Below are 13,533 nucleotides of genomic sequence, written 5' to 3' on the forward strand. Positions count from 1 at the left end.
CGGCAGATCGAGCGCGAAGAAGTAGGCCTTCTGCTCCACCCCGCCGATCTCCACCAGCGCTTCCCCGAAATCGGCCTGCGCATCTCCCGCAGGGTGCGCCAGCGGCACGAACATCTCCCGGCTGCGCTGTTCGCGCTCCCGGATGTAATCCTTGATGATCGTATAGCCGCCGGTGAAACCATGCTCGGTGCGCAAACGGTCGAATACCCGCTTCGCCGTATGGCGTTGCTTGCGCGGGACACTGCGGTCACCCTCAAGCCATCCATCAATGATCGCCACAAACCCGTCCAGCTTCGGGCGCTGCGGTACGGACTGGCGCCGGTAACCCGGCGGCGATGAAAACGACAGCATCTTGCGTACCGTATCGCGCGACACATTGAAACGCTTCGCCGCCGCCCGTTGGCTCATGCCATCCGCGCAAGCCAGACGGACCTGAAGATAAAGTTCCACGCTGTAGATCCCCACACCTCCCTGACTCGGCAGAAAGGCTTCAAGGTGGACGACTTTTACGCCGCCCGCAGCAGGACTATCCCGCCGCTACCGTGGTCGAATATTGCTCCGCCGTTCTCAGTCGTCGCCGGGCTTCCCAGATCCGTGACCAGAAGGCCGGGCACCTGGCTGCCGAGTCCTTGCGTGCCGGCGAGGCCCAGCTTGTTCAGTTGGTCGCCGGAAAAGGCGGACACCGATATGCCGACGTCCTGGAGGTTCTGCGCGCGCTTGTTGGCCGTGACCACGATGTCGTCGAGCAGCCCGCTGTCGGACGATGCGGCCGACGCATCGTCTTGCCGGAAGGGGGTGCTGTCCTGGGCATAGGCCGGCCTCGCACCGGCACAGAGGACAGCCGATAGCATCAATGCGAACGTCCGAATGCGCATGCAATCCTTCATCATTCCTCCCCTTTTTTATTAAATAGGTCGCTCGTTACAAAATAATCCCCTGATGTGCCGGGTAATGGTGCGTTATCGGGTCTTGCGTGCGCTGATTGCCTCGGTGAGGATGCAAAGCAGTTCCCACAGCATGGTCGCGCCCACGAGCGCCGTGTTCCCGCTCGGATCGTAGGGCGGCGACACCTCGACGACATCCGCCCCGACCAGGTCGAGGCCGCGCAGCCCCCTGATGAGCTTCATGACATCGTGGGGCATCAGGCCGCCGACCTCGGGGGTGCCGGTCCCGGGCGCGAACGCCGGATCGATGCTGTCAACGTCGAAGGATATGTAAGTGGGGCCATCGCCGACCACCCTTCTCGCCTCCGCGATGACGGCATCGACGCCCATCTCGAAGAACTCCTCGACATGGATGACCCGCATGCCGGAATCGTATGAAAAGTCCCAAATCGGTTCTGCTCTGCCACGTATGCCGATTTGCACGGTGCGCTCCGGGTCGAGCACCCCGGCAACGGCCGCGTTGCGCATCGGTCCGCCGTGGTGGAACTTGCTTCCGCCCCACGCGCCGCCGGTATCGCAGTGGGCGTCGATGTGGACGAGACCAACGGGCCGGGATTTTCCCACGGCCTTCAGGATCGGATAGGTGACCGAATGATCGCCGCCCACCGCCAGAGGGGTCACCCCCGCGGCAACGATGGCGTGGAAAAAGGCTTCGATTTCGGCCGTTGCGCGATCGAGAGAATAGCTGCTCTCGATTGCAACATCGCCAATGTCGGCGATGCTGCATAATTCCGTGGGGATGATGCGGGACTGGTGATGCATCGGCCCGCCGGCAATGCTCGACAGGGTGCGCACCTGTTGCGGCCCGAAACGCGCTCCGGGCCTGAAAGTCACGCCCTGATCCGACGGTATCCCGACCAGCGCGACGTCCAGGCCGTCGAGGGACTGTGAATAGGGCATGCGCAGAAATGTCGAAAGACCGGCATAAGGCATCGTCGGATCGACGTTCTTGCGGTTTTCGGGTGAAAATACCCTGGTCAACCGCTCATCATTGAATACCCAGGGATCTCTGTTCGCCATCTCTCTTATGCGCGCCAGCTTGTCAGCGTCCATTTCGTCCCCAACTCCACGTTTGATATGTTTCGACTCGACAAGCGCAACATGCTTGGACATGCTGAAGCTTGTCAAGATGGAGCGGTCGATACAATATTGGGAAGGACTTACATGGTACGGGGGAAAGGCATGGGCGGTGCGGGGTCGCGAAGTCCCGGGCGTCCCCGGCAGGACGGACGTGCGGCGCTGACCAAGGTGGACATCCTGGCAGCGGCAATCCCTATCTTCGCGACAGCCGGATATGCCGGCGCCAGCATCCGGGACATCTGTTCCGCGATCGGAGCCCACCCGTCTTCGGTATTCCATCACTTCGCCAATAAAGAAGAGCTTTTCTCGGTATGCTACGATTACGTGGCCAGTCCATACATTGATTTATATGAGACGATAGAAAAGACGATTTTAGATCCAGAAAAAGCGATGGTGGTTAGCGTCTATATAGATAGCGGGGCCGTGATTGCAGAAGAAGAAAATTACAGGATGCTGTTCTCTTTATCCGATATCAAATCAGAAAAATTTCCATCGATATCGAAAACACGAGAAAAAATGGATAATCACTACAAGTATATTTACGAAATTGGCAATTCATGCACGGTATTTTTTGATTATCCGCCTGAATTTGTATCTCAATTTATATCAACGATCGTCGAAAGCTCGCTGTATTCATACGGAAGTGATATCGTAAAACGAAGTAGATCGGATGCGTATCACATAACGCGCTTTTGCGCGCACGCCTTATTTTCCAAGAAAAGAAGTGAAAGCGATCTCCATGACTTTATCAAGGAAACTTTGAATGCGTACGCAATAGATTTCGACCCAATCGAATGGAGGAGGCGATCCCAGGCCCTGTTATAGGGCGATCACGCCTTCCGCCTTGCATGTTTTTTTCATTTCGCCGGGTTTTATGGATCGTATCAGATCGGTGAACGACCGGATGGCGATCTGCTTCAACCAGGGTATGCGTGGCTCCCACGGTTTGTCATATCCGGCGAATATGGTCGTTCCCTCCATGGAGGCCGAAATGAAGAGCGCAAGCGTCTCGCGCTCATCCTGGGGCAACGCCGGATTGAGTTCGGCAATCAGGTCGTTCAGCGGCGCGCGGGCACGCGCATAAAGCTCCTCCATTCGCTCCTGCACGAATGGATCATGGTTGGACAGCGCCCAAAGCTCCGAGAAAAAGCGGGTCGTTTTCTTGGTGGTGATATCCTGAAGGACCAGTGACACCACCTTCGCCAGCCGCGCCTCCGCGTCGGCGCCCGGTTGATGCATGATCGCGCCGAAGGACTCCTCGTAGCTGCTGATAACGGCGTTCAGCAGCTCGCGAACGAGTTCGTCCTTCGAACGGAAATAATAGTTCAGGTTGCCGACGTTCATGCCGCACTCCGCCGCAATCCGCCGCAGCGTCAGCGCCTTGGATCCGTGCTCCACGAGCAGCGACAGCGCCGAGCGCAATATATGCTCGAATCCGTCCTGCCCACGTGCGTAGCCCCCTTCCCGCGGGGTAATCTTCAGATCGGGAACGATAAATTCGGTCAAAATAGAATAGCCTTTGCTCACAGAATCCCCTCCTAGTGCGTGCAAAACGCTCGATCAACATTGGACGCTTGACTAAGTTTAGTCGCTCGAACAAAGTTCATGCGACTCGACCGTTAGAGATCGAGCGTAAAACGGAAGGAGGAGTGTCTGCATGCGCTTCACGACGCACCGGATGAGCTGTGCCCTGATGGCTTTGGCGGCGGCGGCCGCGGCGCCCACCCAGGCCGCCGACTACCCCCAGCCGCTGGCCGAGGAGCCGATCCCCGCCGTCGCTCAACTGCCGGAAAAATATCCGAGCAACTGGGTCCTGGTGCACGACCTGTTCTTGGGTCGTGCGGCTGAGCGGAACAGAAAAGTGTCATAAGGAGCCGTTTGGCTCAATGCAGCGATAGATAGTGGCCGGGTGAACATTGAAGGTCCTGGCGACGGAGCTGATTGATTTGCCCTCCAGAACAAGTTGGCGAGCAAGCTCGGCCTGATCGGGTCGCATTTTCTTTGGGCGTCCGAAGGTCACGCCGCGCACCATAGCCGCCTTTCGACCCTCGTCGGTTCGGCTCAATATTAGAGACCGCTCGAACTGGGCGATCCCGGCGAATACGGTCATGATCATCACGCCAGACGGGGACGTGGTATCGGCCCAAGGTTCATCAAGCGATTGTAATCCTGCCTGCTTTTCCCTGATACGTTCCGCGATGTGCAAGAGTTCGATGGTGGATCGCGCCAAACGATCGAGGCGGGTGACGACGAGAACATCGTCTTTGCGCAGGTGGCCCATCAGCTTTTCAAGCTCGAGCCGGCCACGAGCGGCCCCTGATATTTTCTCGTCGAACATCATTTCACAGCCAGCCTCCGAGAGCCGAGCGCACTGGATGTCCAGGTTCTGATCCTCGGTGGAGACGCGCGCGTAGCCGAGCTTCATGCGGAGGCTCCCGCCATTGTGCGAAAGTTGCTGCAAAACGACTTTATTTCGCACATATATTTTGCGAAGAAATTCGCCTTGTTTATCGGCATCGGCCGTCCCCTTCGCAAAAGTTGGAAGTTTCGCACGGTATGCCCACCCGTCACCTCACTGATGCCCAGCGTCAGGGCTTTTCTCGCTTCGACGGCGAACCGTCGGCCGACCAACTCGCGCGATATTTCCATCTGGACCAAACTGATCGCGACCTCATTGGAACTCTGCGCGGAGACCATAATCGGCTCGGCTTCACCGTGATGCTGACGAGCGCCCGGTTTCTGGGCGCATTTCCAGTCTCTCCTTCCGAGATCCCCGCGTCGGTCCTGGCGACCGTGATCGAACAACTCGCTCTTGAGCCCGCCACGGACGTGGACGCCTATTTTGCGGGAAGCCGGCGCATCCGGCACCTCGCGCTCATCCGGACGCACTGCGGCTTCACGGACTTTGGCGACAACGCGGTGGCGCGTTTCCGATTGACCAGATGGCTCTACGCCCTTTGTTGGAGCGGCGACGAGCGGCCCGGCCCCTTGATTGATCGAGCGGCGGCCTGGCTGATCGCCAACAAGGTGCTGCTGCCAGGCGTCACGGTCGTCGAGCGATTGGTCGGCAGAATCCGCGATCGTGCGCGGACCAGGCTTTGGCGCCATCTGGTCGCCAGCTTGAGCGATGACCAACGCGCGCGCATCGCCGCCCTGTTTGACGATGGCGACACATCCACGTTCGCCGCCTTGGACGCGCTGCGGACAGTGCCCTCCAAGCGCATGCCGACCGAGCTCTTCCGTCACCTTGATCGGCTCGATGCGGTCCGGGCGTTCAATCTGCGGCCGGCGCCACCAAGGGGTGTTCCCGCGACAACCCTTGAGCGGCTCGCGCGGGTAGCGCGTGTCAGCAAGCCTTCGGCCATTGCGGCCCTTCAGGAGCCTCGTCGAACCGCGACTGTAGCCGCGCTCTTCCATACGCTCGAAGCGGCGGCCCAGGACGATGCCGCCGAGCTGGCCGAGGTTCTGCTTGCCGATTTGGTGAAGGGGGCCGAAGCCGCCGACAAACAGGACCGTCTGCGCAGTCTGCGCGATCTCGATGGCGCCGCGATGCTGCTCCACGCGATGGGTCTGTTGGTTTTGACCGACGATGTCCTGCCCCTCAATGAATGGAGAGATGTGCTCTTCGAGCGGTTGCCCCGTCCCGACATCGAGGCCGCCATGTCCAAGGTGGAGGCGATCGCCAAGCCCGCAGAGAGCAAGCCCTACGACCAACTGCGGAGAAAGTGGCGGGGTGCCCGGAAATTGTTCTTCGAAATCACCAACCGCATCGAGACCGACGCCGCCCCGGGCGGCAAAAACGTCAAGGCCGCGATCAGCTACCTCAAGGGCGTAGACGACTGGTCGTCTCTCGCCAAGATGCGCGGCGCACCGACCGCTGCGATCCCAAAGGCGTGGAGGCAACATGTCCTGGATCATGAAGGCAGTGTGCGGGACCCGAAAGCCTATGTCTTCGCGATCATCGATGCATGGCGTCTCGCGATCAAGCATCGCGATGTGTTCGCCAAGCCCGGCATCCGATACGGAGATCCTCGGCGCGGGATGCTCGAGGGCGAGTCCTGGCACAATTCCAGGTTGATGGTGGCACGCGCCCTGGGCCGATCTCTGGAAGCCGACACTGAGATTGACGGTCTCTCCCGCCTTCTCGACGAGGCATATCGACATGTCGTCGCGCGCGCCGGCCACAATCCTGACCTGCGTTTCGAGACGGTCGCCGACAAGACCGGGATTGTGGTCACGCCCCTCGACAAGCTTGATGAATCCGAGAGCCTTCGTGCGCTGCGCGGCGCCGTCCAAACGCGCATGCCGAAGGCGGGGATGCCCGACATCTTTCTTGAAGTCATGGCGCGAACCGGATTCGCCAAGTCCTTTACCCATCTGAGCGAGCGTCAGGCCACCGTCGAGCACTTCGAGATAAGCCTGTGCGCAACCCTGGTCGGCGGCGCCTGCAACATCGGTCTTGAGCCAGTTGTGCGCCCGGAAATTGCGGCTCTGCGTCGCGACCGGCTGTCTTGGGTCAATCAGAATTTCATTCGGCCTGAGACCATAGCTGCGGCGAACGCCGCGATCGTTGCCGCCCACAATCGCCTGGATATCGTTCGCCACTGGGGCGCCGGAGAGGTGGCCAGCGCGGACGGAATGCGGTTTGTCGCTCCGTCGAGCGCCATACATGCCGGCCCCAATCCCAAATACTATGGCCAGGAGCGCGGCGTCACTTGGTACAACATGATTTCCAATCAGTTCAGCGGGCTGGCCGGAGCGGTCATCCCCGGCACCTTGCGCGACAGTTTGGTCGTCCTGGCTCTCCTGCTGGAGCAGGAAACCGAGCTCGATCCTCTGGAGATTATGACCGACACCGCTGCCTATTCCGACGCAATTTTCGGCCTGTTCTGGCTCCTGGGCTACCGATTCAGCCCCCGTCTGGCGGACATCGGCGGCGCGAAGCTGTGGCGCATCGACCGCCAGGCGAGCTACGGACAATTCGATGAGATTGCCTGGGGCAGGATCAAAATCAATCTGATTAGGGAAAACTGGTCCGACCTGATCCGTTTGGCCGGGTCGATCAAGCTCGGCCACCTCAAGGCCGCAGGCGTCATGCGCATGCTGCAGGTCAAAGACCGCCCAACGACCCTGGCCAAGGCCCTGTCTGAACTGGGGCGCATCATCAAGACGCTGCACATCCTGCGATACATCGACGACCGACCGTTCCGCCGACGGATCTTGTTTCAGCTCAACCGGCAGGAATTGCGCCACAAGCTCGGTCGGCGCGTCCATCACGGCGATCGGGGCGAAATCAGAAGCCCTTTGCGTCAAGGCCAAGAGGAGCAGCTCGGGGTCCTCGGTCTCGCCCTCAACTCCATCGTCCACTGGAACGCTGTCTACATGCAGGAAACCGTGCGCCAACTCAGCGAGGCCGGGGCGCCACCGCTGCCCGCCGATATCGCTCGACTCTCGCCGATATTCTGGCGTCACATCAATTTCCTCGGGAGCTACGACTTCTCCGTGCCCGACGCCGTCGCAAACGGCGGCCTCAGACCGCTACGCCAACCTAATTCCGAATGGGACTTTTGAAAAGAAATAATGCCCCTTACGACACTTTCTTGTTCCGCTCAGCCGCACGACCCTTGAAGAAACCAAACATCGCTAATTAGGACCTTTCTTCCTGTCTCCGCGACAGCCGCGATATCGTCGCCTGATCGACCCCGAGCAGGGCCGCAATGGTGCGCTGGGTGTCACCTCTGGCGAGCCGCTGTAGTGCCTCGGCCTGCTGGTGGGGGGTGAGGGCAGCGCGCCGGCCGAACTTCACGCCACGGGCCTTTGCCTGGTCGCGACCGGCTGCGGTACGCTCCACGATCCGCTGGCGCTCCCAGCTCGCCGCGATCCCCAGCACGGCAATGACGACCTCGGCGAACTGCGAGGTCGTGTCCACCATAGGCTCCGCGATCGAGCGGAAGCCGGCCCCTGCCTCCTTCACCGCATGGAGGATGTTCAACAAGTCACGGGTGTTGCGGGCCAAGCGATCGGTGGCCGTCACCATCAGCACGTCGCCAGCATCGAGCGCGCCGATCGCGCGCTTAAGCTTCGGCCGCTCGGCCGAAGCGGCGCTGGCCTTCTCCTGGTAGACCTTCACGCAACCGGCAGCGAGGAGCTGGGCGACCTGCTGAGTAAGGTCCTGCCCGTTAGAGGAGACGCGCGCATAGCCGTAGATCATGCGACCATTGTGCATCGGATATATGCATCACGGAAGCGCCCGGATTTCCGACGTTTCCGAAGCGATGCAGAACCTATGATTTTTGCATCATCCCAGAGGGTCATCCCCGTACTTATTGGGGCCGGTAGTTCCTGGTATGCCACAAAGGACTAATAATGCTGCCAAGGTCAAAGCGGCTTTCACCTCTCCTTCCAGAGCATTCACTGGAATCCAAAGAAGTGAAAACCAGCCACTTACGCCAAAATCACGCAGGCGTTGAGCAACAAGCAAATAACTACAGATTGCCGCTGGAACACCAAATACCAGAAGACCTATAGACCTCCCACGGCTTGTCTCGGCAAACATGCTCCATACAAAATATGCCACAGCGAATGTGACAAATAATGCCACTACGCTGAGCATAAAGCTCTTACGGTTTCTTCTAATATCTAAAGAGAACCAGTTTTCTAACGCAGGGAGGGACATAAATCACTTCCGATCTGCGATGAATCCATATCCTATGAACAGGATATAAACTGGAACATACCAGAAGAACAGCAAGAGGGATTTGGTGATGGACCAGTCCCATACATTTGTAGCGCCGTAAACACCAAGTGCTGATCCAAGCAGAGGTATGTACGTCACAAAAAGCGATGCAACGAATGCAAAAGCTTTCCCTATAAAGGATTCAGCACCTAGAAAATGCTCGGCCCCATCCCAAACGGCAAAGAACTGCACTATGCCGACAACAAAATAGGCAATCTGAAAAAATACCCTCATCATTCCCCCCGGAACATATTTTTCATACGCCGCTCGGCTACCATGTGGCTGAGATACAATCCCACGGTAGCTACGTTGACGAATGGCCAAATCTCTTTGCCAAGAGATAGTTTAACAACTGGGTTGTATATCAAGGCGCAGGCGGCAAATCCCCAAACCCAGAAATTTGTATTGCTGTCATTTTTCTGCACAGCGATATATGCTGATGTGCAGAAGATGCAGACCCGTAGCAGCTGATAGTAGCCATACGGCATATCTAGTAGTGCAATTAGCAATAAAGCTATTGGAACAAGCCAGATTGCCGCGCGCGTCATTGCGCCATCCCCCTAGTAGTAGCGGCCAGCATGGCTGCTGACCGCCCTACAGATCAAGCGGCTTCAAGCGTCGGGATACGCGCGATGATATCAGCGTCCTTCACGGCCTGCACACGGAGGTCGAAGTTGCGCTGCATGTTCACCCACATTTCGGGCGTGGTGCCGGTGAGCTTGCCGATCCGAAGCGCCATAGTCGGGGTGACATCCTGCTTTTCGGCGAGGATATCGTAGAGAGTCTGCCGCGACACCTCGATCAGCCTGGCGATCTCCGCCTTGGGCTTGTTGAGCGCGGGCAGAATGTCCTCCCGCAGCAACTCACCGGGGTGCATCGGGGCAAGGCCGGATACGAGCTGGTTCATCATCTGTCTCCTGTCCGGGCCGATCCCGGATCATCATGCGTCTCTGTATAAGCTCTATATGTAAACTAAAGCCTTACATGTCAAGCATTGGCTGACAGATTTTTAGGAGGGGCACGCCCCCTCAATGATAGTCCTCGATGTTCACGTCGATCGCATCGTCGTCATCCCAAGCCCATGTGACCCGGTAATTGCCGCTGGCATCGACTGCGTATCGTTTGGGCTTGGTGCTCAACCCGTGAAAGCGAAAGCCCGGAACATTCATGTCCTCGGGCTTTGTGGCAGCATCCAGCGTGAGCAGGATGCGGCGAACGCGGTTGTGGTTTTGAACGGGAAGTTTTGAGCCATCTCCCTTGGTGGCGAAGGCTTCGAGCGCCTTGCTGGTGTATGTTTTAATCATAGACACATTGTAAGGCATTTCCTGACATTTGTCAAGCATTACCTTACACTCTGCCGAAAACGATTCTTCGGCGGCGACCCTACCGCCCGAACCCGATATCCGGCCCGTCACGTCCACGCTCACGGTCTAGCTCCTGCTCTCGCTGCCGATCCCGCCCACGCTGCCCCGGTTGGTCCAGCTCGATCGCCGGCATCTGGTCGCGCTGGGGTGACTGATCGAGCGCCGGCACCGCCTCGAACCCGCCCTCGCTGCTGGTCTGCAACCCCGATCGCATCGCCCGCGCTGCGCCTTGGACCAGGCTCGACATGCCCTGCATCGCCAGCTCGGCCCGCTCGCGGAGCTGGTGGGACCATTCCCGTATCCGCTCCTGACCGCGCTCGATGTAGAAGCCCAATCCCCGCTTCTCCATAATCGCCTCGTTCATCTGCCCGCGCGGGGTGACGGCGAATAGCTGCCAGGTTTCTCTCGGCCGAAACGCCGCTCGGACCGGCCCCATGCTGTTTCGGCGCGTCGCGCCTAGCACTTACGAACCCTTGGACGTTTGCACACAGGCGGCTTTCACCGCCTGGCTTGAGCAGCGTCAGAAGCGTCGCGCACTCCCGCAGAGGAGATAACGATGCAAGGAATCATCGATTTCCTGAATCGCCAGCGTGCCATTGATTCAGGAAAGTCGCCGGACTTTGGAGCTGTTGTTTCGTAGGCTTTGCGCCATGAAAGGCGCAATTCTCCCAGATCCGATCGAACTGGTGGCGTTCAACCCGGCGCGTAACATCCACCGGCGCTACAGCATCACAGCGAGCCTCGACCTGTTCGGCATGATCGTCGTCGAAACCCGCTGGGGCCGGATCGGCGCGGCCGGCAAGGCTCAGCGCCATGCCTTCGCCGATCGGACGGCCGCCGAGCGTCATATCGCCGCAACCCTGCGCCGGCGCGGCACGGCCGAAACCCGGATCGGAGTGCCTTACGAGCGGGTGGCCATCAAGGTTTGAGCCGGCACCGCCAGTGGCCCGTTGGCCGCTTGCAGAAATTGGCCGGTGCTACGGCCAGCGTATTGCCGTTTCAAACGGCGCATCCTCTCGACAGTCCCGACGACCATCGGCTTACCGTAGCGCTCCGCATTCTAGTTGAAAATGGTTCAGCAGGACAGGATTCCGGCGGTCCCTTGCGCGTCGGGCATTCGCCTGTGAGTGCTACGGCGGCGATGGTCATGGCGCGCTCGCGTCGAAATGGACGCTTTGGGTAAGTCTCGCGCCAGATCTTCTCGGCCATTGATGCAAGTTCCTGCGATGTGGGCGGCCGAGCCTCACGAATGCACGCTACCAAGGCGCGCGGAAACAGGCGCTCCATCGTTTCTCTCCGATTGCGATATGGGAGCCCTATAGCACGGATGCGGCCCTGATCGACCGAGACGGGACGAAGCGGGCCTTGAAGCGGTCTAGCCGGCAACATCGGCGGCTCGCGCGTCCTATATCGCTTGAGGGCAGGAGAGTCCTGCCTGGAGAATGCGATGCCGTCCGATGTGCCTGTCCGTATTTCATTGCCGATCGCCATGCCCGACGATGCGTTCGGAGCAGCGCTGATCGAGCAGGCGGCGGCGCTCAGCGCCTATGCGCGGCGACTGACTGGAGGGGGTGCCGATGCCGACGACCTTCTGCAGGACACCATGCTTCGGTGCTGGACCGCGCGCGCCAGCTTCGCGGCGGGCACAAGCCTCGCCGCCTGGGCGCGGACCGTGATGAAGAACAGCTTTCTCACAGGGCGCCGCCGCGCCCGCTTTCACGCCGACCTACCCGAAGATGCGCGCGACCGTATGTTGAGGGTGGACGAGACCCAAAGCCTCGCCATCTGGCTGCGGGATACAGATTGGGCGCTCAGCGAACTCCCGCCCCACCAGCGTGAGGCGGTGCTGCTGGCGAGCCAGGGCGTGTCCATTGAGGACGGGGCAGCGCAGCTCGGCATTGCCGCAGGCACGTTCAAGAGCCGCATCGCACGCGGGCGGACTCGGCTGCGCGCCCTCATTGAGGAGCGATCGACGCCGCTGCTGGCCGATCGGACCGACCGCGATACTCTCCCGCCAGCGGCCAAACGGCTCATGCCGCCCAAAAAACGTATGGCCCGCCCCGTCCGCAAGAGTTTTTATTCGACTGGCAACTGACTGGTCTGCATCAACGTATACGGCATAACGGCTGGGCCGTTGCCAAGATGGAGAGCCGCACGTCCCTGGCCTCATAAAAGTCACGGCATCAAGTGCCATTTTTTTGGTCAGGCTGTTGGGACGTCGGTGAACCGTCAGGCCATCTTCAAAATTCCTCCCGCAGACATTCCGTGGATCACCAAACAGGTCGTCTGCCGGTGATCGATTGCATCAAGCGACTATCGCCGGTTTAAGAGAAAACACGGCCTTGTGCCTGATCAGCGCCCAGACGATCCGAGCCATTTTGTTGGCCAGCGCCACAACGACCGCGTTGCGATGTCGCCTTGCGAGCAGATCACGTAACCATTGCCCCAATGCTGAGTCGGTTTTCTCCAGAGTGGGCAGCGCGGCTCTCGCGCCGTGGATCAATAGCGTCCGCAAATACGTGTTCCCACGCTTGCTGATACCAAGCAACCTGGGTCTGCCACCGGTGGTGTGCTGCCTGGGCACCAGACCTAGCCAGGCGCCAAAATCTCTCGCGTGGTCGAAGCCTTCGGCGTTTCCGGCCGCGGCCAGTAGCGCCGTCGCGTTAAGCGCGCCAATCCCCGGGATCGAGGTCAGTCGTCGCGCAGTTTCGTCGGCACGAGCAAGTGCAACAAACTCTGTGTCGAGATTGCCTATCCGGGCGTCCAGACCTAACCATTCTTCGCGCATGTCGACCACGAGCTGCCGCACACGTCCTTCGGGCAAACGCTCAGGATCGTTGAGCAGCCCTTCAATAGCCTGTTCGAACTTGCGTCGCCCTTGAGGCGCAGTCATGCCCCGTTCGAGCAGCACAGCCCGGAGCTGGTTGATCAGGCTTGTGCGAGCGCCCACGAGACGGGAGCGCACCCGGTGCAGCGATTGAATATCAAGCTGCTCCTGCGTCTTGAGGTCGACAAAGCGCATCGTCGGACGCGTCGCCGCTTCCGCTATCGCTTCAGCGTCTCGATCGTCATTTTTCTGCGCTTTCACGTAGGGGCGCACATACTCCGGCGCCATCAGCTTGACCGTGTGGCCCTGAGACGACAGCAGCCGGCCGAGATAGTGCGCTCCGCAGCATGCCTCCATCGCGATCGTACAATGGGGTTGCTTTGCCGCAAAACTTACAATCGTCGCCGGCTGCATCCGACGCCGCAAAACCACCGCGCCGCTCTCATCCAGTCCGGCAAGGCTGCAGCTGTTCTTGCCTAAATCGATTCCGATCATCACAATAGTCATGGCTCGTTCCTCCTCTATTCAAGCACCGGCATTGTAACCGATGTCGGGAGAGTTGGGGCGGGCCATTCCATAAAA

Annotated in this window: 17 protein-coding genes and 1 pseudogene; 5 read left to right on the plus strand and 13 right to left on the minus strand. The window is 59.5% G+C overall.

Features of this window, described 5'->3' with window-relative positions:
* From V474_RS23570 to speB, 3 genes and pseudogenes are all read right to left on the minus strand, one after another.
* Positions 1 to 450: pseudogene (locus V474_RS23570) on the minus strand (IS21 family transposase); the annotation flags it as partial.
* A 56-nt stretch (positions 451 to 506) separates the two neighbouring features.
* Positions 507 to 875 (minus strand): hypothetical protein, encoded by a 369-nt coding sequence (locus V474_RS23575; protein ID WP_148649539.1) that lies wholly within the window; start codon positions 873 to 875, stop codon positions 507 to 509.
* Between the two features lie 84 nt (positions 876 to 959).
* A complete protein-coding gene (gene speB / locus V474_RS23580; RefSeq protein WP_082699996.1) occupies positions 960 to 1,997 on the minus strand; it encodes an agmatinase in 1,038 nt (345 codons plus the stop codon).
* Positions 1,998 to 2,021: 24 nt separating this feature from the next.
* Between speB and V474_RS23585 the strand changes: the two genes are divergently transcribed.
* A complete protein-coding gene (locus tag V474_RS23585; RefSeq protein WP_082699997.1) occupies positions 2,022 to 2,849 on the plus strand; it encodes a TetR/AcrR family transcriptional regulator in 828 nt (275 codons plus the stop codon).
* On the opposite strand, the gene V474_RS23590 is transcribed toward V474_RS23585, so the two are convergent.
* Positions 2,844 to 3,551 (minus strand): TetR/AcrR family transcriptional regulator, encoded by a 708-nt coding sequence (locus tag V474_RS23590; protein WP_236711417.1) that lies wholly within the window; start codon positions 3,549 to 3,551, stop codon positions 2,844 to 2,846. The two genes, V474_RS23585 and V474_RS23590, sit on opposite strands and share 6 nt — an antisense overlap.
* 130 nt (positions 3,552 to 3,681) lie before the next feature.
* Here V474_RS23590 and V474_RS23595 point away from each other — a divergent pair, with 130 nt between their 5' ends.
* Positions 3,682 to 3,894, plus strand: coding sequence for a hypothetical protein (locus tag V474_RS23595; protein ID WP_059153618.1), 213 nt, complete (start codon positions 3,682 to 3,684; stop codon positions 3,892 to 3,894).
* On the opposite strand, the gene V474_RS23600 is transcribed toward V474_RS23595, so the two are convergent.
* Entirely contained in the window at positions 3,889 to 4,449 is a 561-nt protein-coding gene (locus V474_RS23600; RefSeq protein WP_059153619.1) for a recombinase family protein, read from the minus strand. The genes V474_RS23595 and V474_RS23600 overlap by 6 nt on opposite strands.
* Positions 4,450 to 4,580: 131 nt before the next feature.
* Between V474_RS23600 and V474_RS23605 the strand changes: the two genes are divergently transcribed.
* A complete protein-coding gene (locus V474_RS23605) occupies positions 4,581 to 7,595 on the plus strand; it encodes a Tn3 family transposase (RefSeq protein WP_059153620.1) in 3,015 nt (1,004 codons plus the stop codon).
* Positions 7,596 to 7,671: 76 nt separating this feature from the next.
* Here V474_RS23605 and V474_RS23610 read toward each other — a convergent pair whose 3' ends face one another.
* The 7 genes from V474_RS23610 to V474_RS23630 all read right to left on the minus strand — a co-directional run bounded on the left by V474_RS23610 (position 7,672) and on the right by V474_RS23630 (position 10,560).
* Positions 7,672 to 8,235: a recombinase family protein gene (locus V474_RS23610; protein WP_059153633.1), complete on the minus strand. Its 564-nt coding sequence runs from the start codon at positions 8,233 to 8,235 to the stop codon at positions 7,672 to 7,674.
* Between the two features lie 87 nt (positions 8,236 to 8,322).
* On the minus strand, positions 8,323 to 8,700 hold the full coding sequence (locus V474_RS25315) for a DUF805 domain-containing protein (RefSeq protein ID WP_082699998.1): 378 nt from the start codon (positions 8,698 to 8,700) through the stop codon (positions 8,323 to 8,325).
* Between the two features lie 3 nt (positions 8,701 to 8,703).
* Positions 8,704 to 8,997 (minus strand): hypothetical protein, encoded by a 294-nt coding sequence (locus tag V474_RS23615; RefSeq protein WP_059153621.1) that lies wholly within the window; start codon positions 8,995 to 8,997, stop codon positions 8,704 to 8,706.
* Positions 8,994 to 9,308: a DUF6804 family protein gene (locus V474_RS25920; RefSeq protein WP_148649540.1), complete on the minus strand. Its 315-nt coding sequence runs from the start codon at positions 9,306 to 9,308 to the stop codon at positions 8,994 to 8,996. Before V474_RS25920 ends, V474_RS23615 begins: the two co-directional genes overlap by 4 nt.
* A 53-nt stretch (positions 9,309 to 9,361) precedes the next feature.
* Positions 9,362 to 9,667 carry a HigA family addiction module antitoxin gene (locus V474_RS23620; RefSeq protein WP_236711418.1) on the minus strand — a complete coding sequence of 102 codons (306 nt, stop codon included), beginning with the start codon at positions 9,665 to 9,667 and terminating at the stop codon, positions 9,362 to 9,364.
* A 121-nt stretch (positions 9,668 to 9,788) separates the two neighbouring features.
* Positions 9,789 to 10,064, minus strand: coding sequence for a type II toxin-antitoxin system RelE/ParE family toxin (locus V474_RS23625; protein WP_059153622.1), 276 nt, complete (start codon positions 10,062 to 10,064; stop codon positions 9,789 to 9,791).
* Between the two features lie 79 nt (positions 10,065 to 10,143).
* A complete protein-coding gene (locus tag V474_RS23630) occupies positions 10,144 to 10,560 on the minus strand; it encodes a hypothetical protein (protein WP_059153623.1) in 417 nt (138 codons plus the stop codon).
* Between the two features lie 214 nt (positions 10,561 to 10,774).
* Between V474_RS23630 and V474_RS23635 the strand changes: the two genes are divergently transcribed.
* Together V474_RS23635 and V474_RS23640 are read left to right on the plus strand one after the other, a co-directional pair.
* Positions 10,775 to 11,053, plus strand: a complete 279-nt coding sequence (locus V474_RS23635; RefSeq protein ID WP_059153624.1) for a WGR domain-containing protein — start codon at positions 10,775 to 10,777, stop codon at positions 11,051 to 11,053.
* A gap of 560 nt (positions 11,054 to 11,613) precedes the next feature.
* Positions 11,614 to 12,219, plus strand: coding sequence for an RNA polymerase sigma factor (locus V474_RS23640; protein WP_236711419.1), 606 nt, complete (start codon positions 11,614 to 11,616; stop codon positions 12,217 to 12,219).
* Between the two features lie 210 nt (positions 12,220 to 12,429).
* Here the strand turns inward: V474_RS23640 and V474_RS23645 are convergent, their stop codons facing one another.
* Positions 12,430 to 13,458: an IS110 family RNA-guided transposase gene (locus tag V474_RS23645; RefSeq protein WP_059153006.1), complete on the minus strand. Its 1,029-nt coding sequence runs from the start codon at positions 13,456 to 13,458 to the stop codon at positions 12,430 to 12,432.
* Positions 13,459 to 13,533: the final 75 nt, after the last annotated feature.

The organism is Novosphingobium barchaimii LL02 (genome assembly GCF_001046635.1).
GTDB lineage: Bacteria > Pseudomonadota > Alphaproteobacteria > Sphingomonadales > Sphingomonadaceae > Novosphingobium > Novosphingobium barchaimii.

Coding starts and splice junctions, on each gene's coding strand:
- V474_RS23605 (WP_059153620.1), top strand. CDS start 4,581: ATGCCCACCCGTCACCTCACTGATGCCCAGCGTCAGGGCTTTTCTCGC.
- V474_RS23595 (WP_059153618.1), top strand. CDS start 3,682: ATGCGCTTCACGACGCACCGGATGAGCTGTGCCCTGATGGCTTTGGCG.
- V474_RS23610 (WP_059153633.1), bottom strand. CDS start 8,235: ATGATCTACGGCTATGCGCGCGTCTCCTCTAACGGGCAGGACCTTACT.
- V474_RS23620 (WP_236711418.1), bottom strand. CDS start 9,667: ATGAACCAGCTCGTATCCGGCCTTGCCCCGATGCACCCCGGTGAGTTG.
- V474_RS23630 (WP_059153623.1), bottom strand. CDS start 10,560: ATGGGGCCGGTCCGAGCGGCGTTTCGGCCGAGAGAAACCTGGCAGCTA.
- V474_RS23645 (WP_059153006.1), bottom strand. CDS start 13,458: ATGACTATTGTGATGATCGGAATCGATTTAGGCAAGAACAGCTGCAGC.
- V474_RS23640 (WP_236711419.1), top strand. CDS start 11,614: ATGCCCGACGATGCGTTCGGAGCAGCGCTGATCGAGCAGGCGGCGGCG.
- V474_RS23600 (WP_059153619.1), bottom strand. CDS start 4,449: ATGAAGCTCGGCTACGCGCGCGTCTCCACCGAGGATCAGAACCTGGAC.
- V474_RS23625 (WP_059153622.1), bottom strand. CDS start 10,064: ATGATTAAAACATACACCAGCAAGGCGCTCGAAGCCTTCGCCACCAAG.
- speB (WP_082699996.1), bottom strand. CDS start 1,997: ATGGACGCTGACAAGCTGGCGCGCATAAGAGAGATGGCGAACAGAGAT.
- V474_RS25920 (WP_148649540.1), bottom strand. CDS start 9,308: ATGACGCGCGCGGCAATCTGGCTTGTTCCAATAGCTTTATTGCTAATT.
- V474_RS23635 (WP_059153624.1), top strand. CDS start 10,775: ATGAAAGGCGCAATTCTCCCAGATCCGATCGAACTGGTGGCGTTCAAC.
- V474_RS23615 (WP_059153621.1), bottom strand. CDS start 8,997: ATGATGAGGGTATTTTTTCAGATTGCCTATTTTGTTGTCGGCATAGTG.
- V474_RS23575 (WP_148649539.1), bottom strand. CDS start 875: ATGCGCATTCGGACGTTCGCATTGATGCTATCGGCTGTCCTCTGTGCC.
- V474_RS23585 (WP_082699997.1), top strand. CDS start 2,022: ATGTTTCGACTCGACAAGCGCAACATGCTTGGACATGCTGAAGCTTGT.
- V474_RS25315 (WP_082699998.1), bottom strand. CDS start 8,700: ATGTCCCTCCCTGCGTTAGAAAACTGGTTCTCTTTAGATATTAGAAGA.